Genomic DNA, 26080 nt, shown 5'->3' with positions numbered 1-26080 from the left:
TCAGTCGACGGTCGCGCCCGAGGCGCGGATCACCTGCCCCCAGCGTTCCGATTCGCTGCGGATGTAGGCCGCGAGCTGCGCGGGCGTGCTCGAGCCGGGCTCGAAGCCGTCGTTCTCGAGCTTCTGGCGCAGCGCGGGCTGGGCGATCACCTTCGCGATCTCCTGGCTCAGCCGCTCGACCACCGGCGCCGGCGTGCCCGCGGGCGCGACGATGCTCTGCCAGGCCACCGCCTCGAAATCGGCGGTGCCCGGCAGCCGCGACTCGGCCACGGTCGGCACGTCGGGGAAGGTGGGCTGGCGCTTCTTCGAGGTCACGGCCAGCGCGCGCAGCTTGCCGCTGCGCACGTGCTGCAGCGCCGGCGCGATGTCGGTGAACATCAGCTGCAGCTGACCGCCGAGCAGGTCGGTGAGCGCGAGCGCGCTGCCCTTGTAGGGCACGTGCGTCATCGCGGTGCCGGTGGCGAACTTGAACATCTCGGCGCCCAGATGCTGCGGGCTGCCGTTGCCGGCCGAGCCGTAGCTCAGGCCTTCCGGTTTGGACTTGGCGAGCGCCACCAGCTCGGCCAGCGTGCGCGCGGGCACCGAGGGATGCACCACCACCATCAGCGGCACCGCGCCGATCAGGCCCACGGGCGCGAAGTCCTTGGCCGGGTCGTACGAGAGCTTCTTGTAGAGCCAGGGATTGATCGCGAGCGTGGTGCTGGTGGCCACCAGCAGGGTCGAGCCGTCGGGCGCCGAGCGCGCCACCTGCGACGCGCCGATGGCGGTGCCCGCGCCGGGCTTGTTGTCGACGATCACGGTGCGGCCGAGCGCGGTGCCCAGCTGCTGCGCGATCAGCCGGCCGAGCATGTCGGTGGTGCCGCCGGGCGCGTAGGGCACGACGATGGTGATGGGCTTGTCGTTCTGCGCCAGCGCGGCGAGCGGGCCGGCGGCGCAGGCGACGGCGGACAGGGCACCGAGCTGGCGCAGGGCGTGGCGGCGGTTCATGCGGATGTCTCTCTTTCTTTCTTGGATTCGGAAGCGGCCGCGGGCGCGACGCCGCGCAGCAGGTCGACCAGCGCCTCGGGATCGGCCGGCACGGCATCGCCGCGCCAGGCCACGTGCTGGTCGGGGCGCGAGATCACGAGCGCGCGGTCGTAGAGCGCGGCGGCCTCGGGGCCGTCGATGTCGAGCACGCGCAGCGGCAGCCCGCGCGCGGCGGCCGCGGCCACGAGCGGCGCGACCTCGAGCGCCGGGTCGCGGCGCAGCAGCACGTAGCCCTCGCCGAGCGCGGCCATCGCGTCGTAGAGCGAGCGGCCGTCGGCCAGCCACAGGTGCGGCACGCGGCAGCCGGGCACGGTGGCCGGCTTGAAGTCGTACATGGTGTAGGCCGGCGCGGCCTCGCCGTCGTAGGCGATCAGCGGCGAGGCGTCGTAGAAGTAGCCGAAGTTGAGCCCGCCGCAGCAGTACTGCTGCACGTTGAGGTCGTACAGCGCCTGGCCGCGCGCGGCGCGCAGCGCATCGCCCTCGGGGCCCGGTGCCTCGATGCCCTCGGGCACGCCCTCGCGCTGCTTCTGCAGGGCCAGCGCATGGTTCATCGCGAACTTCGAGACCTGCTCGGTGATCGGCTGGCGCTCGGCCTCGTGCGCGCCGAGCGCGGCCTCGGCGAGCCACCCGCGCAGGTGGCCCGCGAGCAGCCACGACAGGTTCATCGCGTCGGCGATGCCGGCGTTCATGCCGTAGCCCGCCATCGGGATCCACAGGTGGGCCGCGTCGCCGCAGATGAAGACGCGGCGGTCGCGGAAGCGCTCGGCCACCAGGCGGCGGCCGATCCAGTCCTCCTTCGAGATCACCTCGTACTCGAAGTCCGGCCCCACGCCGAGGATCTGGCGGATCGCCCAGTCGCGGTCGATCGATTCGAAGTCGGTCTCGTCGGCCAGCAGGTAGTTGTGCAGCAGCCAGGTCTCGCGTCCGTCGATCGCATAGACGTTGCCGCAGCGCCGCGGATTGAGCGCGAAGGTGGCCCAGGCCGGCTTGTTCTTCAGCAGGCCCAGCAGCGCGGGCGCGCGGAAGTAGGTCGACTGCACGCGGCCCACCACGTCGGTGCCGCGCAGGTTGGCGCCGATCTTCTTGCGCACTGTCGAGCGCCCGCCGTCGCAGCCGATCAGGTAGCGGCAGCGGATGCGCACCGCGCTGCCGTCGTCGAGGTCGACGCCGGTCGCCCACACGCCCTCGTCGTCCTGCTCGAAGTCGTCGATGCGCGTGCGGTTGCGGATGCGCAGGCCCGGCGTGGCCTCGGCATGCGCGAACAGCACCGGCTCGAGGAAGATCTGGTTGATGCGGTGCGGCGGTTCGGCCGTGGGCCACCAGGTGTCGGGGCCGCCGGTGGCGGTGTAGCGCTCGCGCCGCGCGGGGATCGGGATGCGCGAGAGCTCGGGCCCCGTCACCGTGGTGCGGTAGGCCACGTCGTTCGGATAGTCGGCCGGCAGGCCCGCGTCGCGCAGTGCCTGCGCCACGCCGAGCCGGCGGAAGATCTCCATCGAGCGGGCCGACACGTGGTTGCACTTCACGTTCGGCGGCTCGCCGCGGTGGCGGATCTCGGTGACCAGCACGTCGATGCCGCGTTGCGCCAGGTCGATGGCCAGCGTGAGGCCGACCGGCCCGCCGCCGACGATCAGCACCTGCGCCTGCAGTGGTTCTGTCATGGGTTCGCTTGTCTCTCGTTGTGGACGGCGGCCATTACAGTGCCGAAGTGCCATCCGACAGAAGTGAAACTTTCATGGCCATTCATAAAAAGCCTTTATCAATGCGCGGCGTGCCCTCGGTGCGCCAGCTGCGCGCCTTCGCGGCCGTCTACCACAGCGGCCAGCTGTCGAGCGCCGCCGCGGCGCTGTCGCTCACCCAGCCGGCGGTCAGCGTGCTGCTGCGCGAGCTCGAGGACCGGCTCGGCGTGCGGCTGTTCGACCGCACCACGCGCAGCCTGCATCGCACCGCCGCGGCCGACGAGGCCATCGGCCATGCCGAGCGCGTGCTGGCCGAGCTCGACGCGCTGGGCAGCGGCATGGCCGAGCTCGCGGCCGGGCGGCGCGGCCGCCTGCGCATCGCCGTCACCTCCACCATCGCGCAGACGCTGATGCCGCGCGCGCTGCGCCGCTACACGCAGCAGCATCCGGATGTGAAGGTCGCGATCGACGACTGCGCGCCGAGCCAGTTCGTCGAGACCGTGCTCAGCGGCCAGGTCGACTTCGGCGTCGGCACCTTGCAGGCGCGCACGCCGGGCCTGGACGAGCGCGTGTTCGTGCACGACCACCTCGCCGTGATCGCCGACCGCGACCTGCCGCTGCCCGGCGGCGCCGCGGGCATCACCTGGCGCCAGCTCGCGGCGCTGCGGCTCATCACAGTCAAGCCCGGCTACGGTGTGCGCAACAGCATCGATGCCGCGGCCGCCGAGGCCGGCGTGCGGCTCGAGATCGCCTACGAGGTGACGCTGCTGACCACCGCGCTCGCGATGGCCGCGGGCGGGCTCGGGCCGGCGCTGCTACCGGCCTCGATCCTCGCGCATGCCGATCCCTCGCGGCTGGTCGCGCGCCGGCTGATCCGGCCGACCGTGGCACGCAACATCGCAGTGGTCACGCGGCAGGGCCGTTCGCTGTCGCCGGCCGCGGCGGCCTTCGCCGACCTGCTGGCGAGCGAATTCGCGATCTGAAGGCTCAGGCGCGCGGCCGCGCCAGGTAGGCCTGCATGGTCTCGATGAAGGTCTTGGCCGCCACCGAGAGCGTGCGGTCGCGCTTGGCGACCACCGAGATGTTGCGCGTCACCACCGGCGCGTGGATCTTGCGCGCCACCAGTTCCTTGAAGCCGCACTGCGCCACCAGCTCGGCCGGCACGATCGACGCGCCCAGGCCCGAGGCGCTCATCGCGAGCGCGGTGGTCAACAGCGACACCTCCTGCTGGATGTCGAGTGCCACGTTGGCCGCGCGCGCGGTGCGGTCGATGGCATTGCGGATGCCGTAGCCGGCCTTCACCGTGATCAGCGCATGGCCCGCGAGGTCGCTCCAGCGCACCTGGCGGCGCCGCGCCAGCGGATGGCTGGGCAGGCACACCAGCGCGAGGTGGTCGTGGATCAGCGTGCGCTGGCTCAGCGCCGCCACCTCCTGGTCGGGCGAGCCGATGCCGAAGTCCACCTGCTCCGAGAGGATGCGCGGCACGAACTGCTCGGTCTCGCAGTCGACCAGCTGCACACGCACGCCCGGATGCAGGTCGTTGAAATGCCGGATCACCGGCGGCACCAGCGTCAGCGCGATGGTCGGCGTGACCGCGATGCCGATGCGCCCGCTGGGCGCGGCCTGGCCGCGGAAGCCGGTCTCGAGCGAACGCACGTCGCGCAGGATGCGCTCGGCCACCGGCAGCATCTCGTGCGCGGCCTCGGTCGGGCTCAGCGAGCGCGTGGTGCGGTCGAACAGGCTGGTGCCGGTGGCGGCCTCGAGCTGGCGGATCAGCACGCTGACGGCCGAGTGCGTGAGGTAGAGCCGGTCGGCCGCCGCGCTGAGTTTGCGCCAGCGGTAGACCTCCACGAAGGCGCGCAGCTGGCGCAGGCTGGTGCCGGGGATCGAGCCATCGTGATTCATGAATTTATTTCGACGCTTGCAAAATAAGTTTCGATTCTCTCGCGCTGCGTCCTCCGCTCCAATCGCGCCCATGCCCTGCATCCGGAGGGCGCCAACGACAACAGGAGACTCGATGAACGGCTCGGGCTTTTCATTCGCGCACACGCGCGCCGCCGTGTCCGACGCGGAGTGGCAGCAGCGCGTCGATCTGGCGGCGGCCTTCAGGCTGGCCGGCTACTACCGCATGACGGACCAGATCTACACCCACCTCACGGCCAAGGTGCCGGGCACGCAGGCGCATTTCCTCATCAACCCCTACGGCGTGCTGTTCGACGAGGTCACGGCCTCCTGCCTGGTCAAGGTCGACATCGACGGCGAGGTGGTGTTCGACCCGACCGGCATCGGCATCAACCCCGCGGGCTTCCTGATCCACAGCTGCATCCACCGCGCGCGGCCCGACCTGCATGCGGTGCTGCACACCCACACCGCGGCCGGCATCGCGGTGGCGGCGCAGCGGCGTGGGCTGCTCAACCTGTCGCAGCACGCCATGCGCTTTCACCGCCGCATCGGCTACCACGACTACGAGGGCGTGGCGCTCGACTTCAGCGAGCAGGACCGGCTGGTGCGCGACCTCGGCCCGCACAACGTGATGATCCTGCGCAACCACGGCCTGCTGGCCGCGGGCGACACCATCCGCGAGGCCTTCGAGCGCCTCTACTACCTCGAGCGTGCCTGCGAGGCGCAGGTGCGCGCGCAGTCGGGCGGCGCCGAGCTCATCGAATGCAGCGACGAGATCGCCGAGAAGGTGGCGCAGGCGCTCGACCGGCCCGGCCGCTCGGCGCGCGACAACGACTGGCCGGCGCTGCGCCGGCTGCTGGACCGCATCGATCCGTCGTACGCGACCTGAAGCCGGCAGCCCCAACGAGAACGACAGGAGACACACGATGACGAAGAAGAAGACCGTTGGATGGCCGCGCCGCGCGGCCACGCTGCTGGGCATGGCCGCCGTGGCCTTGCAACTGGCCGCGGGCGCCATGACTGCGAGCGCGCAGGCCGCCTGGCCGAGCAAGCCGATCCGCTGGGTGGTGCCCTACACGCCCGGCGGCGGCACCGACCAGAGCTCGCGCATCATTGCCGAGAAGCTCTCGGTGGCGCTGGGCCAGCCGATCGTGATCGACAACCGGCCCGGCGGCAACACGGTGATCGGCGCGGCCGCGGCTGCTTCCGCGGCGCCCGACGGCTACACCGTGTTCTTCGCGGCGCTGTCGACCATGGCCGTGATCCCGAACCTCTACGACAAGCTGCCCTATGCGAGCGATGCGCTGACGCCGGTGACGCAGCTGGTGCACTTCCCGCTGTTCCTGATGGTCGAGGCCGGCGGGCCGCTCGACACCATGCCGAAGTTCCTGGCGGCGGCGCGCAGCCAGCCGCTGCTGTTCGCGATCGGCGGCAGCGGCAGCGGTGGCCACCTGGGTTCGGAGCTGATGAAGCGCCAGCTCAAGGCCGACATGACGGCGGTGCCGTTCAAGGCCATGGTGCAGGCCGCGCCCGAGGTCGCCACCGGCCGCGTGTCGTTCATGTTCGCCGACCTGCCGGCCGCGCTGCCGCACGTGCAGGGCGGCCGCGCGAAGATCATCGCGACCGCGGGCAAGACGCGCTCGGCGCTCTATCCCGAGGCGCCGACCCTGGCCGAGGCGGGCGTGGGCGAGATCGACTTCGACACCTGGGCCGGCCTGGCCGTGCCCAAGGGCACGCCGCAGCCCATCGTCGACCGGCTGGCACTCGAGCTCAACAAGGTCATCGCCGATCCGGCCGTGCGCGCGAAGCTGGCACTCATCGGCGTCGAGCCCGCGCCGTCCTCGCAGGCCCGGTTCACCGAGTTCATCGCTTCGGAGAATGCCAAGTGGCGCGCCGTGATCCAGGCCGCCGGCATCAAGCTCGAATGACGGCGCCGCCGCTGCGCTCGCTGCTGGTCTTCAACGGCGAGGCCGGGTTCTATGCGCAGGCCCTGCGCGCGCGCTGCCCGGCGCTGGAAGTGCACGCCACCACCGAGCGTGCCGAGGCGCTGCGCCTGCTGGCCGAGGTCGAGGCGCTGGTGGTCTCGGGCCCGTGGGTCGACGACGCGATGCTCGCGGCCGGGCCCGCGCTGCGCTGGGTCCATGCGCTGACCTCGGGCACCGACACCATCACCGGCTCGCCCGCGCTGCGGCCCGGCACGCTCGTGACCTCGTCGCGCGGCGTGCATGGCCCGCAGATGTCCGAGCTCGCGCTGCTGATGATGATGGCGCTGGCGCGCGACCTGCCGCGCATGCTGCGCGACCAGCGCGAAGGCGCCTGGAACCGATGGGCACAGCCGCTGCTGTGGCGCCGGCACGCGGTGCTGGTCGGCACCGGCCACGTCGCGCGCGAGCTGGCGCGGCGCTGCCAGGCGATGGGCATGCGGGTCAGCGGCATCTCGGCCACGCCCGCGCCTATCGACGGCTTCGACGACGTGCAGGCGCGCGAGCGGCTGCCGCAGGTGGTGGCGCAGGCCGATTTCGTGGTGGTGCTGACCGCGCACGATGCGCGCACCCATCACCTGATCGATGCGCCGGTGCTCGCGGCCATGCCGGCGCATGCCTTCCTCGTCAACCTCTCGCGCGGCGGCGTGGTCGACGAGCACGCGCTGCTCGCGGCGCTCGAGAGCGGGACCATCGCCGGCGCCGGGCTCGACGTCTACGAGACAGAGCCGCTCGCGGCCAGCCATCCGCTGCGCCGGCTGCCGAACGTGATCGCCACCCCGCACATCGGCGGCCTCAGCGACGTCTATGCGCGGCAGGTGCTGCCGATGCTGCTCGACAACGCGGCGGCCCTGGCGGTGGGCGACGTGGGCGCGCTGGTCAACCGCGTGTGCTGAACGGGCGGCCCCGCGCCCGGACGGCGCGGGTCCACGCCCTAAACTCCCGGCCATGGCCAAGGACAAATCCATCTACGTCTGCAGCGAATGCGGCGGCACCAGCGCGAAGTGGCTCGGCAAGTGCCCGAGCTGCGGCGCCTGGAACACACTGATCGAACAAGCGGCCGGCGGCGCGAACGCCCCGGCCAACAACCGCTTCGGCACGCAGTTCGCGTCGCTCGCCGGGGCTTCCGAACTCGCGGTGCTCTCGGAGATCGAGGCCAGCGACGTCGCGCGCACGCCCACCGGCCTCGACGAGCTCGACCGCGTGCTCGGCGGCGGCGTGGTGGCCGGCGGCGTCACGCTGATCGGCGGCGACCCGGGCATCGGCAAGTCGACCCTGCTGCTGCAGGCGGTCGATGCGCTGCAACGCGCGGGGCAGAACGCGCTCTACGTCACGGGCGAGGAGAGCGGCGCGCAGGTGGCGCTGCGCTCCAAGCGGCTGGGGCTGGACCACTCGCAGGTGCAGGTGCTGGCCGAGATCCAGCTCGAGAAGATCATCGCCACGCTCGATGCCACGCGCCCGGCCATCGCGGTGATCGACTCGATCCAGACCGTCTACTCCGACCAGCTCACCTCGGCGCCGGGTTCGGTGGCGCAGGTGCGCGAATGCGCGGCGCACCTCACGCGCTTCGCCAAGACCAGCGGCACGGCCGTGGTGCTGGTGGGCCATGTCACGAAGGAGGGCGCGCTCGCGGGCCCGCGCGTGCTCGAGCACATGGTCGACACGGTGCTGTACTTCGAGGGCGACACGCACTCGAGCTTCCGCCTGGTGCGCGCGATCAAGAACCGCTTCGGCGCGGTCAACGAGATCGGCGTGTTCGCGATGACCGAGCGCGGCCTCAAGGGCGTGGCCAACCCGAGCGCGATCTTCCTGAGCCAGCACACCGAACCGGTGCCCGGCAGCGTGGTGCTGGTCACGCTCGAGGGCACGCGGCCGATGCTGGTCGAGATCCAGGCGCTGGTCGACGACGGCGGGCCGAGCCCGCGCCGGCTGTCGGTGGGCCTGGACCGCGACCGGCTCGCGATGCTGCTGGCGGTGCTGCACCGCCATGCGGGCGTGGCCTGCATGGACCAGGACGTGTTCGTCAACGCGGTCGGCGGCGTGCGCATCAGCGAACCGGCGGCCGACCTCGCGGTGATGCTGGCCATCACCTCGAGCCTGCGCGGCAAGCCGCTGCCCAAGGGCTTCATCGCCTTCGGCGAAGTGGGCCTGGCGGGCGAGGTGCGGCCCGCGCCGCGCGGCCAGGAGCGGCTGCGAGAGGCCGCCAAGCTGGGCTACAGCATCGCGGTGGTGCCCAGGGCCAATGCGCCGCGCAAGGGCTCGAAGGACATCGAGGGCCTGACGATCCACGCGGTGGACCGGATCGAGGAGGCGATGGACGTGGTGCGCGAGCTCGAGTGAGCGAGCGCCCAAAAAAACGGGCCGCAACGGCCCGTGAAAAAGCGCCTGGCGCATCGGTGGCGGCGCGCCCGGCGAGCTCCCAACCTCCTACCCCCTAATTCGTGCGTCGCTGCGTGGCGTGAACGCCGGGCCGCCGTCGCGCCGGCATTGGCCGCCGGGCGACGGGGCCGGGTTCATCGCGTTCCGGCCGCCGACGGCGGCCTCTCCCTGACAACGTGGGCCGCCGCGGCCGCCTTGTTCGTGCCGGGATTCGCCGGTGCCGCGCAGGGCGGCGAGGCTGAGCCGGACGAAGGTGACGGAGCGTGGAATGTTCATCTGCGGTGTCTGCGGGGCCCGGGCCGATGCCCGTGCGGCGAAATGTGCCCGCGACGGCCCGCGGCGCGGGCGGCTTTGTGGCCCGGTAGCGCGAGATGCGCCTGGCGGTAGCCGGGTCGGCTACCCCGGCGCGCCGGCGCGGCGACAATGCGGGCCATGAATTTCCAGAAGTTTCTCGTGCCCGTGGGGGCGCTCGTCGTGCTGGGCGTGGCCTGGCGCAGCTATGGCTGGGGCGGCGTGGCCCTGGCGGCCGGCGCGATCGTGATGTTCCTGCTGATGCATTTCAATCGCGCGATGCAGGTGCTCAAGCGCGCGGCCGACCGGCCCGTGGGCACGGTGGCCAGCTCGGTGATGCTCAATGCCAAGCTCAAGCCCGGCGTGACGCTGATGCACGTGATCGCGATGACGCGCGCGCTCGGCGAACTGCGCTCGCCGCAGGACGAGCAGCCCGAGCACTACCGCTGGACCGATGCCGGCGGCTCGTACGTCGACACGGTGTTCAACGGCGGCAAGCTGCAGAGCTGGACGCTGACGCGCCCGCCGGCGCAGGACGACGAGGCCGAGACTCCCGCGGCCTAATCCGAGGCCTTGCGCGCGCCGCGCGGCGCGCGCCATGGCGGATTGGTGCGCGCATGGTGGCGCGCCTCCTTCGCGAACTCGGTGCACGCGTGCGTCATCAGGTCGGCCGAGCGGTAGACCAGGTAGACCTCGAAGTCGGGCAGCTCGTCGGTGATCGGCAGCCGCTCGAGCGCGTCGCCGCTCAGCCGCAGCGGCCCGGCGCCGTGGAACACCGCGTCCGACCACATGCTGACCAGGTCGGTCTGCGTGGCGAGCTGCAGGCCCAGCAGGTTCGAGGCGCTCTGCACCATGCGCCGCGGCATCTCGAGCCCGTGCAGGCGCATGGTGCTGACCAGCGGGCTGAACGGATCGTCGACCGGGTCGAGCACCAGCCAGTCGGCATCGAGCAGCGGCCGCAGCTTGCGCACGCGGCGCAGCGGATGGCCGGCGCGCACCGAGATGTGCATCGCCACCGAGAACAGCGGCTCCCACTGGAACACGTTCGAGCCGGGCCCGCTGCAGGTCGAGATCAGGCCGAGGTCGAGCCGGCCCTCGCGCAGGCCCTCGAGCATCTGCTGCGGCCGCATCTCGAAGGCGCGCAGCGCCACGTTGGGAAAGCGCTGGCGGAACGCCGCCATGGCCTCGGGCAGCGGGCCGTTCGAGGCCACCGCGGTGAAGCCGATGTCGAGCCGCGCCTCGTCGTGGCCGCGGATCGCCTCGATGTCCTCGAGCGCATGGCGCAGCTCCTGCTCGACCACGCTGGCGCGCTTGACCAGTGCCGCGCCGTAGGGCGTGAGGCTCACGCCGCGCGTGGAGCGCGACATCAGCGTGACGCCGAGTTCGCGCTCGAGTTCGGCGATCGCCTTCGACAGCGCCGGCTGGGTGGTGTGCAGGCCGCGCGCCGCCTCGTGGATGCTGCCGTGCTGCGCCACCGCGAGCAGCACGCGCAACTGCTGCAGCTTCATCGCTTCGCGGCGGGCATCAGCGGTCGAAGGCCGCCTGCAGGCCGGCCTTGTCGCTCACGCCCTGGTGCAGCTTGAGCATCAGCAGCAGGCGCGCCTTCTGCGGGCTCAGGTCGCCGGCCATCACGGCGCCGGCATCGAAGGTGGTCTTGCCGCCGCCGACGAAGCCGTACAGCGGCATGGTGCGGCCGTTGGGCACGCGGGTGGCGATCACCACCGGCACGCCGCGCCCGAGTGCGTACTTCACGGCCTCGTACATCGAGACGTTCATGTTGCCCATGCCCACGGCCTGCACCACGATGCCCTTCGCGCCCTGGTCCACCGCGTAGCGCAGCAGCGAGCCGTCGGCGCCGCCGAACATCGCGAGGATCTCCACGCGCGGCATCTCGGCGCTGCCGATGTCGATGTGCTGGCGGCGCAGCGCGGTGCGCGAGAACACCACCTTGTCGTCCCAGACCTCGCCGATGAAGCCGAAGTCGCCCGACTTGAAGGTCTCGACGTTGCCGGTGTGGGTCTTGGTCACGGTGCGCGCGGCATTGATCTGGTTGTTCATCGCGAGCATCACGCCCTGGCCCACGGCCTCGGGCGTGGTGGCGATGCGGATCGCGTTGAGCAGGTTGCGCGGGCCGTCGAAGTCCGGCGAGGACGCGTTGCGCTGCGCGCCGATCAGGATCACGGGCTTGTTCGACTTGACCGTGAGGTCGAGCCAGTAGGCCGTCTCCTCCATGGTGTCGGTGCCGTGCGCGATCACCACGCCCGCCACCTCGGGACGCGCGAGCGCATCGTCCACGGCCTGGGTCAGGCGCGTCCACCACTTGGGCTCGACGTAGTTGGCCGACATGGCCGAGAAGTTGTTGACCTCGATGGTGGCGTACTTGCCGGCGTCGGGCACGGTCTGCATCAGGTCGTCGCCCGAGATCGCGGGCACCACGCCCTTGGTGACGGGGTCGACCTTCATCGCGATGGTGCCGCCGGTGGCGATGAACTGCACGACGGGCCGGCTGCCCTGGGCCGAGGCGGCCATCATGCAGCAGGGCGCGAGGGCCAGCAGGCAGAGGCAGTGGCGGATGAGCTTCATGGTGTTGTCCTTGTTCTGGAGGCGGCGGTGCGCCGACGCGCCATTGTGAAGGCGGCACGCACGCGAATGGCGCGCGACGGGCCCTCTCGGTAGTTCCACCGATGGCTTCGCGGCCCCGCTTCTGCGGGGGATGCCTTTTGGTTATCGGCATGAAAATTTGTGATTCCTCGCCGCCGCGCTTTGCCTGAATACTCCGCCGCCACGGGTTCGGGGTGCCATGCGCCGCATGAAGTTCGCGCTTCGCGAATCCGTCGTCCGCACAACAACACCCCGTGGAGATCGAATGAGCGAAGCCGCCGCCCTGCCAGCCAGCCCCGTGCTGGGTTCCGCCCCGCCCGCCAATGCCGCCGCCACCAAGGGCGGCCAGAGCCAGTTCCGGCTGATCGCCGCCTGCTCGATCGGCAATGCGCTCGAGATGTACGACTTCACCGTCTACAGCTTCTTCGCGCTGCTGATCGGCAAGCTGTTCTTTCCTTCCGAGAGCGCCTTCGGTTCGCTGCTGCTCGCGGTCGCGACCTTCGGCATCGGCTTCGTGATGCGGCCGCTGGGCGGCGTGATCATCGGCAACTACGCCGACCGCAAGGGCCGCAAGGCCGCGATGACGCTGACCATCGCGCTGATGGTGGCCGGCACGCTGTGCATCGCGCTCGCGCCCACCTATGCCTCGGCCGGCGTGTTCGGTTCGCTGATGATCGTCGCGGGCCGGCTGCTGCAGGGCTTCTCGCTCGGCGGCGAGGTCGGCGCCGCGACCTCGATGCTGATGGAGGCCGGCGGCGTCAAGGGCCGCGGCTTCCGCGTCAGCTGGCAGCTCGCGAGCCAGGGCCTGTCGGCGCTGGCCGGCGCGCTCACCGGTGCGCTGCTCTATGCGCTGCTGCCGCAGGCCTCGCTCGAGAGCTGGGGCTGGCGCCTGCCCTTCCTGCTGGGCCTGCTGATCGCGCCGGTGGGCCTGTACATCCGCTCGCACCTCGAGGAAACGCACCAGGCCGAGAGCCACGAAGCCAGCCCGATCGGCCGGCTGCTGCGCGCGCATGGCGGCACCGTGTTCAAGGGCATCCTCGCGACCACCGCGGGCACGGCCACCATGTACCTGGTGGTGTTCTTCATGCCCACCTACATGATCCGCGTGCTCAAGATGCCGCCCTCGCTGTCGCTGCTGTCGGGCTGCGTCACCGGCATCACGCTGTTCGTGGTGTCGCTGGTGGCGGGCCGGCTGGCCGACCGGCTCGAGCGCCGCAAGCCGCTGGCGATCGGCTCGCTGCTGTTCAGCCTGGTCGCGGTGGGCCCGGTGTTCTGGCTCATCAGCCACCATCCGAGCGTGCCGCTGGTGCTGTGCCTGTCGGCGCTGCTCACGGCGAGCGTGAACATCGGCACCACGCCGATGTTCCTGATGCTGCTCGAGATGCTGCCGATCGGCGTGCGTGCCAGCGGCATCTCGGTGATCTACAGCGTGGGCGTCACGATCTTCGGCGGCTCCTCGCAGTTCATCGTGACCTGGCTGCTGGCGCAGACCGGCAACCCGCTCTCGCCGGCCTTCTACATGATGGCCTGCGGCGTGCTGAGCATCGGTGCGCTGCTGAGCCTGCGCGAACGGCGCGCCGATTGAGCGCCGCCTTCCTTCCCACCTTTTCCGCGAAACGATTGCCTCCCATGACCCGCGAACTCAGCCTCCAGACCACCAAGCTCCTGTCCCGCCTGCTGCCGCCGATCGAGATCGACACCGAGGCCTTCGTCGACATCCGGCGCCGGATCCATGCCGAGCCCGAACTCGGCTTCGAGGTGAGCGCGACCAGCGAACTGGTCGCGCGGCTGCTGCGCGAATGGGGCTACGAGGTGCACACCGGCATCGGCAGGACCGGCGTGGTGGGGCAGCTCAGGCTCGGCAGCGGCACGCGGCGCCTGGGCATCCGCGCGGACATGGACGCGCTGCCGATCGTCGAGGCCACGGGCCTGCCCTATGCGAGCCGGCAGCACGGCCGCATGCATGCCTGCGGCCACGACGGCCACACGGCGATCCTGCTCGCGGCCGCGAAGGCGCTCGCGAAGAGCCGCGACTTCGACGGCACGCTGAACCTGATCTTCCAGCCCGACGAGGAGAACCTCTGCGGCGCGCGCGCGATGATCGCGGACGGCCTGTTCGAGCGCTTTCCCTGCGACGCGGTCTATGCGCTGCACAACGCGCCCGGCGTGCCGGCCGGCAGCTTCATCGTGCAGGCGGGGCCGGTCACGCTCTCGTCCGACGTGGCCGACGTGACGATCCAGGGCAAGGGCGGCCATGGCGCGATGCCGCACCGCGCGCAGGACCCGGTGGTGGCGGCCGCCGCCACCGTGACCGCGCTGCAGAGCGTGGTGGCGCGCAACGTCGCGCCCGACGACACGGCGGTGCTGTCGGTCGGCTTCATCCGCGGCGGCGCCACCCACAACGTGATCCCGCAGTCGGTCGCGCTCGGGCTCAACGTGCGCGCGGCCCGGCCCGAGACGCGTGCGCTGGTGGAGTCGCGCATCCGCGAGATCGTCGCGCTGACCGCGCAGGCGCATGGCGTGGAAGCCTCCATCGACTACCGGCCGCTGGTGCCGCCGGTGGTCAACACCGAGGCCGAGAGCCGGCTGATGACCGAGGTGTGCGCCGCGCTCGTGGGCGCGGACAAGGTGGCGGCGACGGTGCCGCGCGGCTTCGCGGGCAGCGAGGACTTCGCCTGGATGCTGGCCGAGCTGCCCGGCTGCTACGTGCTGCTGGGCAACGGCGAAGGCGAGTTCGGCGGTTGCATGGTGCACAACCCCGGCTACGACTTCAACGACGAGGTGCTGCCGCTGGGCGCGGCCTGCTGGGTGCGGCTGGCGCAGACCTACCTGGTGGCCTGACGCCCGCCGCGCCGGCTCAGAACGGCGCGTCTTCCTCTTCGGCCGTGGCCGCGGCCGGCGCGGTGGCGGCGGCCTTCGGCGCTTCCTCGGCAGGCGCCGCGGTGAACGCCGCCTCGCCGCCGAGCGCGTCGAGCAGCGCCGGCACCAGCTGGCCCAGCTCGCCGGTCGCGATCGCCACGTCGGCATCGAAGTTGTCTTCCTTCTTGCCGCCGCCGGCGCCTTCGTCGGTGCCCTCGAGGAACACGATCTTGCGGATCTGCAGGCCGTGCGTGAGCTCGAAGGACACGCGGTCGTCCCAGGTCAGCGCGAGGCGGGTCGGGCGCTTGCCGTCGGCGATGTGCTGCTTGACCTCGTCGATGTCGAGCGGGTGCTTGGCATAGCGCACCACGGCCTTCGACTCGTCGGTGGCCTTGAGCTCGCACTCGCGGTCGATGGTGAAGCCCGCGGGCGGCTCCTGCGAGGCCAGCCATTCGGACATGGCGGCGGCCGGCTCGATCTGGGTGTTGAGCTGCATGGTGCCGAAGCCGGTGAAGTTCTGCACCAGGCTGCTGACCACCTCGTCGGCGCGCGCGGCGTTGGAGCTGTTGACCACCAGCCGGCGCTCGGCCTGGTCGACCCAGACCGTGACGCGCGCGGTGCGCGTGAAGGCCATCGGCAGCAGCTCGTGCGCGATGTCCTCCTTGAGGTCCTTCTTTTCCTTCTTGCCGGGCTTGCGGCCGGTGGTGGCCTCGATCTGCGCGCAGCGCTCGTCGAGCTTGCGGCGCACCACCGAGCCCGGCACCGACTTGCTCTCGATCATGTACTCGAGCAGCCACTGGCCGTCGATGGATTCCACCAGCGGGCCGTGGGCCTCGCCGCGCGGCTCGACCCAGCCGGCCGACTTCTCCTGCGAGGCGCCGCAGGGCTCGAAGCGCTGCTTGCCCAGGCCTTCCTCGGCCTCGGCCAGCGTTTGCGACCAGCCGGGCTCGATGCGGTAGACGATGACGTTCTTGAATACGGACACGGAGAATCTTTCCCTTCAATCGCTTGTTTGGCGGAACCGGCCATTGTCGCGGCGTCGGGCCGGTTCGCGCCACCGGCGGTGCATGGCCCGGGGCGCCGGTCAGGCAAGAGCGGCACGGCGCCGTAAAATCGGCGGCTTTGGCGGCCTTCAGGCCGCACCCCCCAGCCTCCCCCCGCTGAAGGCTTTCTGCAAAAGCTCCCAAAGGAATCAGGAAATGAGCTCGATCCCCCCCTCGCTCGACGACCGTGACGGCAAGATCTGGATGGATGGCGAACTCGTGGACTGGCGCGACGCCAAGATCCACGTGCTGAGCCACACGCTGCACTACGGCTGCGGCGCCTTCGAGGGCGTGCGCGCCTATAAGACGGCCGACGGCGGCACGGCGATCTTCCGCCTGGCCGAGCACACCGAGCGCCTGTTCAACAGCGCCAAGATCCTGCGCATGAAGATCCCGTTCACGCAGGAACAGCTCAACGAGGCCCAGAAGCAGGTCGTGCGCGAGAACAAGCTCGAGAGCTGCTACCTGCGCCCGCTGATCTGGATCGGCTCCGAGAAGCTCGGCGTGAGCCCCAAGGGCAACAAGATCCACGCCATGGTCGCGGCCTGGTCCTGGGGCGCCTACCTCGGCGAGGAAGGCATGAAGCGCGGCATCCGCGTGAAGACCTCGAGCTACACGCGCCACCACGTCAACATCACGATGACGCAGGCCAAGACGGTCAGCAACTACACCAACTCGATCCTCGCCAACATGGAAGCGCTGGACGACGGCTACGACGAGGCGCTGCTGCTCGACGCGAGCGGCTTCGTGTCCGAGGGCGCAGGCGAGAACGTGTTCGTGGTCAAGAACGGCGTGGTCTACACGCCCGACCTGTCGGCCGGCGCGCTCAACGGCATCACGCGCAACACCATCCTGCACGTGTGCAAGGACCTCGGCATCGAGCTGGTGCAGAAGCGCATCACGCGCGACGAGGTCTACATCGCCGACGAAGCCTTCTTCACCGGCACCGCGGCCGAAGTCACGCCGATCCGCGAACTCGACCGCGTCGAGATCGGCAACCGCGGCGACGGCGGGGCGCGCGGCCCGGTCACCGAGAAGATCCAGGCGGCCTTCTTCGACATCGTGAACGGCAAGAACCCCAAGTACGCCCACTGGCTCACGAAGGTCTGAAGAACATGTCCACCACTGCAGTCGTCGAACTCCTCGCGAAGGAGCTCAACCACCAGGGCGGCGTGTTCTGCCCCAGCCCCAAGGCCGACATGAAGCTCTGGAACAGCCACCCCAAGGTCTACCTGGACGTGGCGCGCACCGGCGAGGCCAGGTGCCCGTACTGCGGCACCACCTACCGGCTCAAGGCCGGCGAGGTGGTTTCCGCGCGCCACTGACGCGGCGATAGAAGAAGAGACCGGGGGAGGCCCGGAACGTCCATGAAGATCAACGTCGCGATCACGATGGAGATCCGGGCCGATGCACGGCAATCGATCTGGTTCAACGGCGCCAACCAGCACTGCGTGTACCTCTACATGCTGCTGAAGCGCTCTCCGCTGGTGGGCGAGGTCTGGCTGGTGCACGGCGACGGCGTCGCCGCCTATGCCGAGGGCATGATGCTCGGCGAACTGGCCGGTGCGCTGCGGCCGCTCTCGGCGGTGGTCCACCAGACCGACCTGCTGATCGAGATGAACGCCTTCGTTCATCCGACGCATGTCGAGGCGGTGCGCCGGCGCGGCGGGCATTGCGTGTCGTACCGCTTCGGCAACGACTACGTGGTGGCGGTCGAGACCATCAACTTCCAGGCCAATCCATGGCTGCCGAACCCGCACCGCGTGCAGTTCGACGAGCTCTGGACCAACCCGCAGCACGCCCACACCTGCAAGAGCTACTTCGAGGCCGTGTACCGCGCGCCGGTGCACGTGCTGCCGCACGTGTGGTCGCCGTACTTCCTCGAGCAGAGCCTCGCGGCCCATGCCGAGCTCAAGGCACGCTTCGGCTACCGCAACCAGGGCCGGGCCAAGCGCATCGCCTTCTTCGAGCCGAACCTCAACGTGGTGAAGAGCTCGCTGATCCCGATGCTGGCGGCCAACGAATGCCATGTGCGGCGCCCCGAGCTCGTGCAGCACGTCTACATGACGAACACCTTCGAAAAGAAGGAGAACACGGCCTTCAAGCACATCGCGCTGGGACTGCGGATGGTGCAGGACGGCAAGGCCACGGCCGACCCGCGCGCGCCCTTCGTCGAATGGGCCGCGCACCACACCGACATCGTGGTGTCGCACCAGTGGGAGAACGGGCTCAACTACCTGCTGTACGAGGCGCTCTACGGCAACTACGCGCTGGTGCACAACTCGCCGTTTCTGCGCGAGGTGGGCTACTACTACCCCGAGTTCGAGGTCTTCGAGGCGGCCGCCGCGATCGAGCGCGCGGCCGAGACGCACGATGCGCAACTGGATGCGCAGGCGCACGCCAACGCGGCCTTCCTGAGCACGCTCGACCCGGCGCATGCGCCGAACATCGAGGCGCACGACGCGCGCATCCGCGCGCTGTTTTCGAACTAGTTCTCGTCGGCCACGCGCACCACGCGCTTGCCGAAATTGCGCCCCTGCAGCAGGCCGATGAAGCCGGCCGGCGCGTGCTCCAGGCCCTCGACGATGTCCTCCATCGGCCGCACTTCGCCGCGTTCGATCCAGTCGCCCATCTCGCGGCGGAAGGCCTCGAAGCGCTCGCCGTAGTGGTCGAGGATGACGAAGCCCTGCATGCGGATGCGCTTCTGCAGCAGCGAGGCCATCAGCAGTGGCAGGCGGTTCGTCCCCTGGGTTTCGCCGTCGGCGTTGTAGTCGGCGATGTGGCCGCAGACCGGCACGCGCGCGCCGATGTTGAAGAGCGGCAGCACCGCGTCGAACACCGGCCCGCCGACGTTCTCGAAATAGACGTCGATGCCCTTCGGGCAGGCCGCGGCGAGGCGCTCTGCCAGCGCGGGATCGTGGCGGTCGAGGCAGGCGTCGAAGCCCAGCACCTCGACCGCGTGGCGGCACTTGTCCGCGCCGCCCGCGATGCCGACCACGCGCGCGCCCTTCAAGCGCGCGATCTGCCCGACCATCGCGCCGACCGCGCCGGTGGCCGCGGCCACGACCACGGTCTCGCCGGGCTTCGGCTGGCCGATGTCGAGCAGGCCGACGTGGGCGGTGAAGGCCGGCATGCCGAGCGCGCCGAGCGCGAGCGAGGGGCGCGCCATGTCGCCCAGCGGCATCAGGTCCTGGCCGTCGGACAGCGCGTAGTCCTGCCAGCCGGCGTTGCCGAGCACGAGTTCGCCGGCGCGAAACCGCGGGTGCTTCGAGGCCACGACGCGGTTGACCGTGCCGCCCACCATCGGCTGGCCCAGCGGCACCGAGGCCGCGTAGATCGGCGCGACCTCGTCCATCAGCTGGCGCATGTACGGGTCGAGCGAGAGGTACAGCGTGCGCAGCAGCACCTGGCCCTCGGCGGGCGCGGGCACGGCGCCCTCCTCGAGGCGGAAGTGCGCGGGTGTCGGCAGCCCGCGCGGGCGCGCGGCGAGGACGAGGCGGCGGTTGACGGTGTCGCTTTGGGGCATGGGCAGGGGCTCCTGGGTGGTGGAAGGGGGATGACCTGGCAGGTAATTAGACCGGTCGTCTAGAAGATGACCGCAAAAAAGGCGGGAGCGACATCGGTCGTCCCGCCTCTCAGCCGACCGGGGTGGGAACGGGGGCCAGACCCAGCGCCTGCCGGGTGCCGGCCATGGTGCGGTCGAGCGGTGCGCGGTCGCGCGCGATCTTCGCGAGCAGGCTGGCGCCGAGCCAGCTCTGGTAGAGCGAGACGGCCTGGGCCTGCGCGGGATCGCCGGCTTCGGCGGCCGGCAGCGAGCCGTCGGCGCGGCCGGTCTCGATGCAGCGCGCGAGCCGGTCGGTGATCTGGCGGATGCCGCGGTCCAGCGCCGCGCGCATGGTTTCCGACAGGTCGCAGACCTCGGCGCCGAGCTTCACCACGAGGCAGCGGCTCTGGGCGTCGTCGCCGGTCTGCGAGTCGAGCCAGTCCTGGAAATAGGCGACCAGCTGCTGCGCGCCCGTGCCCGACTCGGCCAGCAGGGCGTCGGTGCGCGCGAGGTAGTCGCTGAAATAGGCCTCGAGCACCGCCTCGCCGAAGGACTCCTTCGAGCCGAAGTAGTGATAGAACGAGCCCTTCGGCACCTTGGCCAGGCTCAGCACCTCGGCCAGCCCGACGGCCGTGAAGCCCTTGCGCAGCAACAGCGGATGCGCCACGTCGAGGATGTGGCGGCGAACGTCGGGAGGCGTGGCGACGGCAGTCATGGCGCCGGACTCTAGCGCCGATTAGACCAGTCGTCTAGTACGAGATTCCGGAGTCAGCCCGGTGCCGCAGCGCGCTTCGAGGCCTCGGATTCGCCGCCGATCCGCCGGCCCGGCCAGAGGTCGCGCCAGGGCTCGGGGTCCTGCCGCTCCTGCGCCAGCCGCAGGTAGACCATCGCGATCCACAGCAGCGCCAGCCCGATCTGGGCATCGCGCAGCGCCGAGTTCACGCAGGAGGCGATCAGCGCGATCAAGGTCGCCGCCAGCGCATAGCGGCCCGCGATGTCGGGCCGCTTCCAGGCCTGCCAGACGGCCGCGACCATGATCGCGAGCAGGCTCAGCAGCCCCGGCAGGCCGCCCTGCGCGCCCATCCAGAGGAAGTCGTTGTGCGGCATGTTCGAGTCGGCGAACAGCGCGGGGCCGCGCTGGTGCCATTGCTCGGTCCAGCCGCCGATGCCCCAGCCGGTGAGCGGCCGGTCGGCGATCATGCGGCCGGTGTCGCGGTACATGAAGTAGCGGATGACCATGCTGCCGTGGAAGATCTCGCCGGCCTGCGCCTTCTCGATCTCCTGGACGCCGAGCTCGACCTTCTGCTGCAGCTGCGGCAGCTGGTAGAGGCCCGCCCCGAGCACCACGGCGCCCACGATCAGCGCCGCCGACAGCGCCTTCAGGTGGCTGCGCCACTGGTGGATGCACACCAGCGGCAGCACCAGCAGCAGCGCCAGCACCGAGGTGCGCGAGGTCAGCGGCAGCGCCACCACCGCCATCAGCAGCAGCACCAGCGCGAAGGCCGGCAGCGCGCGCAGCGGCCTTCGCGCCGCGATCTGCGACAGGCCCCAGACCGCCGCCGTCGACGCCACCACGCTGAACAGCAGCGCATTGCTGATCGACTTGTTGCCGACCTCCATCACCACGCCGCGCAGCGGCCCCCAGATGTGGAAGCCGCCGACCGCGTAGAACACCACCACCAGCAGCAGGTTGAGCGCCGAGATCAGCAGGAAGCCGCGCAGCGCCCACATCGCCTCGTCGCGCGCGAGCGCCATCGCCATCAGCAGCGTGGCGGCGATGCGCAGCCCGTGCACCAGGTTCGAGGGGGTCTCGGGGTAGTGCGGCCGGATGGCCAGCACGATCAGGGTCCAGGCCACATAGGCCATGACCGGCCACCACAGCGGATTGGCGCGCAGCCGCGCGCTGCGTTCGCGGCCGTTGCCCGCCGCCAGCAGGGCGACCAGCAGCAGCAGGGCCGAGAGGTAGGTGACGCCGACCGGCATGTACACCGCGAGCCCCCAGAACATGGCCGCGGGCCGGACGATGTGCGATCTCTGCATAGGGCGCGGATTCTAGGGGCCGCCTTCCGGCGCAACCTGACTTCACCCCCGGCGCGCGCGGGGCTTGGGCGCGCGTGCCTCAGCCGCGCGGCAGCCGGATCACGAAGCTCGCGCCGCCGCCGGGCCGGTCCTCGCAGCGCACCGTGCCGCCATGCCGCTCGGTGATCGACTTGACCAGCGCCAGCCCGAGGCCGACGCCGCCGTTGCGCTCGCTCGCGCCCGGCAGCCGGTAGAAGGGCTCGAAGATGCGGTCGCGCAGCGCGGCCGGCACGCCCGGGCCGCGGTCGTTCACGCGCACCGTGGCCTGGCCGTCGGCGCTGCCGAGTTCGACCGAGATCTCGCCGGCGCCGTAGCGGCGCGCGTTCTCGAGCAGGTTGCGGATCGCGCGGCGCAGCAGCCGCGAGACGCCGGGCACGGTCAGCGCCGCGTTGTCGGTGCCCGCCACCAGGTCGAGCTCGGCATCGACGCGCGCGCATTCCTCGGCGGCCAGACCGGTCAGGTCGACCGCCTCGATGGTGCCCATGTCGGCCTCGCTGGCGTCCAGGCGGCTGGCCAGCAGGATCTCGTCGATCAGCTGGTCGAGCTCGGCGATGTTGCGCGAGATCTCGGCGCGCGCCGCGGGGCTCGGCTGGTCGCCCATGAGCTCCAGGCTCATGCGGATGCGGGTCAGCGGCGAGCGCAGCTCGTGCGAGGCATTCGCCAGCAGCGACTTGTGCGAGCGCACCAGCTGTTCGATGCGCACCGCCGATGCATTGAAGCGCTTGGAGAGATCGGCCACTTCGTCCTGCCCTTCCTCGGTGACGCGCACCGACAGATCGCCCTCGCCCCAGCGCTGCACGCCGCGCTGCAGCGTCTCGAGCCGCTTGGTGAGCCGGCGCACGATCGGATAGACGCCGAGCGCCACCGCCACGCCGACCAGCGCGATCATCCAGCCCAGGCCGAAGGGCGTGCGCCAGGGCGCGAAGCCGCTGGTGCCGGTGGCGCGCTCGCGCGGTGCCACGCGCAGCGTGATCGCCTTGCCGTCGCTGAGCGTCACGTCGAACTCCAGCCCCTGGCCCGGCACGCGCAGCGCCTTGCCGGCGCCGATCTGCTTGTCCTGCGCGTCGAGCACCACCACCTCGCGCGGCACCGGCGCGAGCCGCTCGCGCTCGGCCTCGGCCGCCACGCGCACGATCCAGTTGGCCATCAGCGTGAGGATCACCACGCCGCCGACCACCGCGAGCCAGATGCGCACGTAGAGGTGGCGGGAATACAGATTGATCATGGGGAGGTGTGGGGCGCGGCGGCCGGGGTCGGCCGCGTTTTTCGGAGAGGTGCCGCGAGCGGGACGGACATGACCCGCCGGCCGTTCAGTCCTGCTGCTTGGCGAACACGTAGCCCACGCCGCGCACCGTGAGGATGCGCTTCGGATTCTTCGCGTCGACCTCGATCGCCGCGCGGATGCGGCCCATGTGCACGTCGATCGAGCGGTCGAAGGCCTCGAGCTCGCGGCCGCGCACGGCTTCCATGATCTGGTCGCGCGTGAGCACCCGGCCCGCGCGCTCGGCCATCGCGACCAGCAGGTCGAACTGGTAGGAGGTGAGGTCGGCGACCTGGCCGGCCACCGAGACGGTGCGCGCGTTGCGGTCGATCTCGAGCGTGCCGAAGCGCATCATCGACGCGGCCTCGGCCTCGGTGTTGCTCTCGCCGCGGCGGCGCAGCACGGCGCGGATGCGCGCCAGCAGCTCGCGCGGCTCGAAGGGCTTGGGCAGGTAGTCGTCGGCGCCGATCTCCAGGCCGATGATGCGGTCCATCGGGTCGCCCTTGGCGGTCAGCATCAGCACCGACACCTTGGAGATCGCGCCCGGCAGCGCGCGGATGCGGCGGCAGACCTCGAGGCCGTCGGTGTCGGGCAGCATCAGGTCGAGGATGACGAGGTCGGGCGCGTGCTGCTGCAGCAGCTCGAGGCCGCTGGCGCCGTCGCCCGCATGGTTGAAGCCGAAGCCCGACTGGGTGAGGTATTCGCCGACCATCTGCGCCAGGCGCTGGTCGTCTTCGATCATCAGGAGTTGAGGGGTGCTCATGCGCTTCATGGTGGTCCACCGGGAGCAAGCTGGCTTGAACGCTCCGTAAAGTTGCGTAAACCTCGTGCGGCCATGTCAACCGGCCGGCACTGCGAAAAGCATAGCGCCGTCCTCGTGCCGTGCCGCCGAAAGCCGCTGGGCGTCACGGTATTCGGGCAGCGCGAGCAGGGCCTCGAGCGCGACGGCCTCCAGCGCCGGATCGCAGGTGCGCGCCCGCGCGAGGATCTCGCCGGCCAGCCGGCGCAGCTGCGCGGTCGAGGCCCGGATGCGCGCCTTGAAGGCCGCGTCGTCGAGCCGGTCCTTGAGGCTGCGGTTGAGCTCGGCGAACCACGGCATCGAGGCCTGGTCGAGCATCGCCGCGCGGTTGCGCTTGTCGCTCGCGCCCGACCAGGCGCGCAGCAGCGCCTGCACTGCGATGTTGAGGCGCTGGCAGTGCTGCAGTTCGTCGCGCACGCTGCCCAGCAGCGCCAGGTCGGTGAGCCGGCCCTGGAAGAAGATCTGCGACAGCACGCCCCAGTAGTAGGCGTAGTCCCAGATCACCTTCACCGGCAGCACCTCGGGGTCGCCGAACAGCGGGTACTGGTCCTGGTAGAGCGCCAGCGTGCTCTCGTAGAACGAGTGGTAGATCTGGTCGTAGAGCTGCGCGCGCGCCTCGATCGAGCGGCCGCGCCGGTCGTGCGCGATCAGGTCGGTGATGTAGGTGTTGCCGATCGCGATGAAGTCGCTGCCCGGCGAATAGAAGGGGTCGAGGAACAGGCCGGCCTCGCCGGTCAGCGCCCAGCGCCGGTCCGAGAACACCTGCTTGCAGCCGTACGAGAAGTGACGCAGGAACGCGAAGTCCTGCAGCAGGTGGCGCTTGCCGTCGAGCGCCTCGTAAAGCCGCGGCTGATAGGTCGCGAACCAGTCCATCGCCTTGTCGAAGGTGTCGATGGTGGCCAGCGGATGCAGCTTCTGGTCGGCCACGATGCCCACCGAGTGCGAGCCCGAGGCCAGCGGGATCAGCCACACCCAGTAGCCCGCGCCCACCAGGTGGTTGGTCGACAGCCAGCGCGCCTGCGGGTCGCAGCGCGCGCGCCAGGCCTCGTCCTCGCTCCAGTGGTCGATGGTGATGCGCTCGCCGATGCGGAACCACACGGCGTTCACGTCGTGGTCGTTGGGCTGCGCCAGCCCGAGCTTGCGCTTGAGCAGGCCCGCGCGCCCGCAGGCGTCGATCAGCCAGCGCGCCTCGGTGTCGCGGGTTTCGCCGCCCTGGGTCCATTGCAGCCGGTGGTGGGTGGCGCCGTCCTCGGCCAGCTCGATGCGGCGCACGAAGGCGTCGTCGGCGAAGTGCACGCCGTGGCGCGCGGCCTCCTGCGCGAGGTAGTTCTCGAGGATGCCGCGGTCGATCTGGTAGCTGGGCACCGACAGGTAGCGGCTGGCGCCGATCTCGGTCACGCCGTCGATGTCGCGCCGGCCCTCGCTGAAGAAGAAGCGGAAGCCGAACTTGCGCAACTGCTCGTTCTCGAAGTGCGGCTTCAGGCCCAGCACGGTGTCGAAGTAGTGGGCGCCGATCTCCACCGAGGATTCGCCCACCTTGTGCGCCGCGTGCGGCACCGGGTGCGCGCGGCGCTCGAGCACCAGCACCGAGAGGTCGTCGAAGCGCTGGCGCAACTGCAGCGCCAGCGTGAGCCCCGCCAGACCGCCACCCATGATCACTGCGTCGTAGCGCGGGGCGGTCTGCTTCATGCGGATTCCTTCGTCAGTGCCCGCCGGGCCGCAGCCGCAGTCTCAGCGAGAGGGTGGGGGACAGCGGCAGCGCGACCTCGGCGCCGGCCGGACCGTCGAGCCGCGCGAGCGCCTCGAACAGGCCGAGCGCCTGCGCCATCGGGTTGACCTGCGCGAGCGTCTTCGCCGCGTCGGACGTGGGCGTCGTGCCGGCCGCGCCGTCGCTGGCCAGCGACCAGTCGAGCGCCGCCACCGTGCGTTCGGTGGGCTCGGGCGCCAGCACCAGCGCCAGCGCGAGCTGGCCCTGGCTGCCCGTCACGGCCGCCAGCGGGCCGGTGGCGGGCGCGTCGTAGCCCACCAGCAGCACCGCCTCGCGGTCGGCCGCGCACTGCGCCGCGGCCTCGAGCAGGGCCGCGCCGAAGCTGCTGTCGTAGGCCGAGATCGAATTGCTCGCGGCCATGCAGCCGGTGCCGATGGTCCAGTAGCCCACGGCGGCGTTGTGCACCGAGTTGTGGAAGCGCGTGGGCGACAGCACCGAGGGATCGGTGGCGAGCGTGCTGCACATGTAGTCGTTGATGGACAGGTCGCCGTGCGCCGAGACGAACACGCAGGGCAGGTCGGCCGCCTGCCGGCCCGAGCCCGCGATGGCGGCGGCGGCCACCTCGAGCGCCAGCGCCACGGTGTCGGGCGCGCGGCGGCGCTCGGCCGGGGCCAGCACCTGCGGCGCCGGGCGCTTGGCCGGCGGATCGGCGAGCGCGCCCTCGCCGCGGAAGGCCGCGCGCGCTGCCTCCCAGCCGGGCAGGGTGGGGGCCCAGAAGGCCGGACCCTCGATGTAGATCGTCGGCGCGGCGCTCATGCCTGCGCCGCCTTGCCGAACACCAGCGCGCAGTTGTTGCCGCCGAAGCCGAAGGAATTGGAAAGCGCGTAGCGCACCTCGCCGTGCGCCGGCGCGAGCCGGATCTGCGGGCCG

At 70.9% G+C, this 26080-nt stretch carries 24 protein-coding genes; 11 read left to right on the top strand and 13 right to left on the bottom strand.

Annotated features, from left to right (window positions below; genetic code table 11):
• Positions 1-987 carry a Bug family tripartite tricarboxylate transporter substrate binding protein gene (locus tag KV106_RS20130; RefSeq protein WP_261211941.1) on the bottom strand — a complete coding sequence of 329 codons (987 nt, stop codon included), beginning with the start codon at positions 985-987 and terminating at the stop codon, positions 1-3.
• On the bottom strand, positions 984-2684 hold the full coding sequence (locus KV106_RS20125; protein WP_261211940.1) for an FAD-dependent oxidoreductase: 1701 nt from the start codon (positions 2682-2684) through the stop codon (positions 984-986). Before KV106_RS20125 ends, KV106_RS20130 begins: the two co-directional genes overlap by 4 nt.
• A gap of 74 nt (positions 2685-2758) precedes the next feature.
• Here KV106_RS20125 and KV106_RS20120 point away from each other — a divergent pair, with 74 nt between their 5' ends.
• Positions 2759-3685 carry a LysR family transcriptional regulator gene (locus tag KV106_RS20120; RefSeq protein ID WP_172705404.1) on the top strand — a complete coding sequence of 309 codons (927 nt, stop codon included), beginning with the start codon at positions 2759-2761 and terminating at the stop codon, positions 3683-3685.
• 4 nt (positions 3686-3689) lie between these two features.
• Here KV106_RS20120 and KV106_RS20115 read toward each other — a convergent pair whose 3' ends face one another.
• Entirely contained in the window at positions 3690-4607 is a 918-nt protein-coding gene (locus tag KV106_RS20115) for a LysR family transcriptional regulator (RefSeq protein ID WP_208513292.1), read from the bottom strand.
• A gap of 112 nt (positions 4608-4719) precedes the next feature.
• On the opposite strand from KV106_RS20115, the gene KV106_RS20110 reads away from it, so the two are divergent.
• From KV106_RS20110 to KV106_RS20090, 5 genes are all read left to right on the top strand, one after another.
• On the top strand, positions 4720-5493 hold the full coding sequence (locus KV106_RS20110) for a class II aldolase/adducin family protein (protein ID WP_203203739.1): 774 nt from the start codon (positions 4720-4722) through the stop codon (positions 5491-5493).
• Positions 5494-5530: 37 nt separating this feature from the next.
• On the top strand, positions 5531-6532 hold the full coding sequence (locus KV106_RS20105; protein ID WP_208513290.1) for a Bug family tripartite tricarboxylate transporter substrate binding protein: 1002 nt from the start codon (positions 5531-5533) through the stop codon (positions 6530-6532).
• The gene (locus KV106_RS20100) at positions 6529-7482 is read left to right on the top strand and encodes a D-2-hydroxyacid dehydrogenase (protein ID WP_261211938.1); all 954 of its coding nucleotides are present in this window, start codon (positions 6529-6531) and stop codon (positions 7480-7482) included. The genes KV106_RS20105 and KV106_RS20100 overlap by 4 nt, the downstream gene beginning before the upstream one ends.
• A 52-nt stretch (positions 7483-7534) precedes the next feature.
• Positions 7535-8926: a DNA repair protein RadA gene (gene radA, locus KV106_RS20095; RefSeq protein ID WP_057592763.1), complete on the top strand. Its 1392-nt coding sequence runs from the start codon at positions 7535-7537 to the stop codon at positions 8924-8926.
• 462 nt (positions 8927-9388) lie between these two features.
• The gene (locus KV106_RS20090) at positions 9389-9820 is read left to right on the top strand and encodes a hypothetical protein (RefSeq protein ID WP_057592764.1); all 432 of its coding nucleotides are present in this window, start codon (positions 9389-9391) and stop codon (positions 9818-9820) included.
• Here KV106_RS20090 and KV106_RS20085 read toward each other — a convergent pair.
• Together KV106_RS20085 and KV106_RS20080 are read right to left on the bottom strand one after the other, a co-directional pair.
• Entirely contained in the window at positions 9817-10764 is a 948-nt protein-coding gene (locus KV106_RS20085; RefSeq protein WP_057592765.1) for a LysR family transcriptional regulator, read from the bottom strand. The two genes, KV106_RS20090 and KV106_RS20085, sit on opposite strands and share 4 nt — an antisense overlap.
• A gap of 16 nt (positions 10765-10780) precedes the next feature.
• Complete coding sequence (locus KV106_RS20080; protein WP_261211936.1) at positions 10781-11839, bottom strand: asparaginase; 1059 nt, start codon at positions 11837-11839, stop codon at positions 10781-10783.
• A gap of 283 nt (positions 11840-12122) precedes the next feature.
• Between KV106_RS20080 and KV106_RS20075 the strand changes: the two genes are divergently transcribed.
• Positions 12123-13442: an MFS transporter gene (locus KV106_RS20075; protein ID WP_261211934.1), complete on the top strand. Its 1320-nt coding sequence runs from the start codon at positions 12123-12125 to the stop codon at positions 13440-13442.
• Between the two features lie 44 nt (positions 13443-13486).
• The gene (locus KV106_RS20070) at positions 13487-14698 is read left to right on the top strand and encodes a M20 aminoacylase family protein (protein ID WP_261211932.1); all 1212 of its coding nucleotides are present in this window, start codon (positions 13487-13489) and stop codon (positions 14696-14698) included.
• A gap of 16 nt (positions 14699-14714) precedes the next feature.
• Here the strand turns inward: KV106_RS20070 and KV106_RS20065 are convergent, their stop codons facing one another.
• Positions 14715-15701: a recombination-associated protein RdgC gene (locus KV106_RS20065; RefSeq protein ID WP_261211931.1), complete on the bottom strand. Its 987-nt coding sequence runs from the start codon at positions 15699-15701 to the stop codon at positions 14715-14717.
• A gap of 214 nt (positions 15702-15915) precedes the next feature.
• Here KV106_RS20065 and KV106_RS20060 point away from each other — a divergent pair, with 214 nt between their 5' ends.
• From KV106_RS20060 to KV106_RS20050, 3 genes are read left to right on the top strand one after another with little or no spacing between them, the layout of a single operon-like run.
• Positions 15916-16869 (top strand): branched-chain amino acid transaminase, encoded by a 954-nt coding sequence (locus KV106_RS20060; RefSeq protein ID WP_261211929.1) that lies wholly within the window; start codon positions 15916-15918, stop codon positions 16867-16869.
• Between the two features lie 5 nt (positions 16870-16874).
• Positions 16875-17084: a zinc-finger domain-containing protein gene (locus tag KV106_RS20055; protein WP_057592770.1), complete on the top strand. Its 210-nt coding sequence runs from the start codon at positions 16875-16877 to the stop codon at positions 17082-17084.
• A gap of 42 nt (positions 17085-17126) precedes the next feature.
• Positions 17127-18251 carry a DUF2827 domain-containing protein gene (locus KV106_RS20050; RefSeq protein ID WP_261211928.1) on the top strand — a complete coding sequence of 375 codons (1125 nt, stop codon included), beginning with the start codon at positions 17127-17129 and terminating at the stop codon, positions 18249-18251.
• Here the strand turns inward: KV106_RS20050 and KV106_RS20045 are convergent.
• The 7 genes from KV106_RS20045 to KV106_RS20015 all read right to left on the bottom strand — a co-directional run bounded on the left by KV106_RS20045 (position 18248) and on the right by KV106_RS20015 (position 25966).
• Entirely contained in the window at positions 18248-19285 is a 1038-nt protein-coding gene (locus tag KV106_RS20045; RefSeq protein ID WP_261211927.1) for an NADP-dependent oxidoreductase, read from the bottom strand. The two genes, KV106_RS20050 and KV106_RS20045, sit on opposite strands and share 4 nt — an antisense overlap.
• Before the next feature lie 109 nt (positions 19286-19394).
• On the bottom strand, positions 19395-20018 hold the full coding sequence (locus KV106_RS20040; protein ID WP_057592773.1) for a TetR/AcrR family transcriptional regulator: 624 nt from the start codon (positions 20016-20018) through the stop codon (positions 19395-19397).
• Between the two features lie 53 nt (positions 20019-20071).
• Entirely contained in the window at positions 20072-21343 is a 1272-nt protein-coding gene (locus KV106_RS20035; RefSeq protein ID WP_261211926.1) for an O-antigen ligase family protein, read from the bottom strand.
• Positions 21344-21422: 79 nt separating this feature from the next.
• A complete protein-coding gene (locus KV106_RS20030) occupies positions 21423-22607 on the bottom strand; it encodes an ATP-binding protein (RefSeq protein WP_261211925.1) in 1185 nt (394 codons plus the stop codon).
• Positions 22608-22692: 85 nt separating this feature from the next.
• Positions 22693-23415 carry a response regulator transcription factor gene (locus KV106_RS20025; RefSeq protein ID WP_057592776.1) on the bottom strand — a complete coding sequence of 241 codons (723 nt, stop codon included), beginning with the start codon at positions 23413-23415 and terminating at the stop codon, positions 22693-22695.
• A gap of 66 nt (positions 23416-23481) precedes the next feature.
• Positions 23482-25131, bottom strand: a complete 1650-nt coding sequence (locus tag KV106_RS20020; protein WP_261211924.1) for an NAD(P)/FAD-dependent oxidoreductase — start codon at positions 25129-25131, stop codon at positions 23482-23484.
• 13 nt (positions 25132-25144) lie between these two features.
• Positions 25145-25966, bottom strand: a complete 822-nt coding sequence (locus KV106_RS20015; protein ID WP_261211923.1) for a beta-ketoacyl synthase chain length factor — start codon at positions 25964-25966, stop codon at positions 25145-25147.
• Positions 25967-26080 lie beyond the last annotated feature (114 nt).

This window comes from Variovorax endophyticus (assembly GCF_025376855.1).
Lineage (GTDB): Bacteria > Pseudomonadota > Gammaproteobacteria > Burkholderiales > Burkholderiaceae_C > Variovorax.
This window is presented reverse-complemented; position numbering and strand designations above follow the sequence as displayed.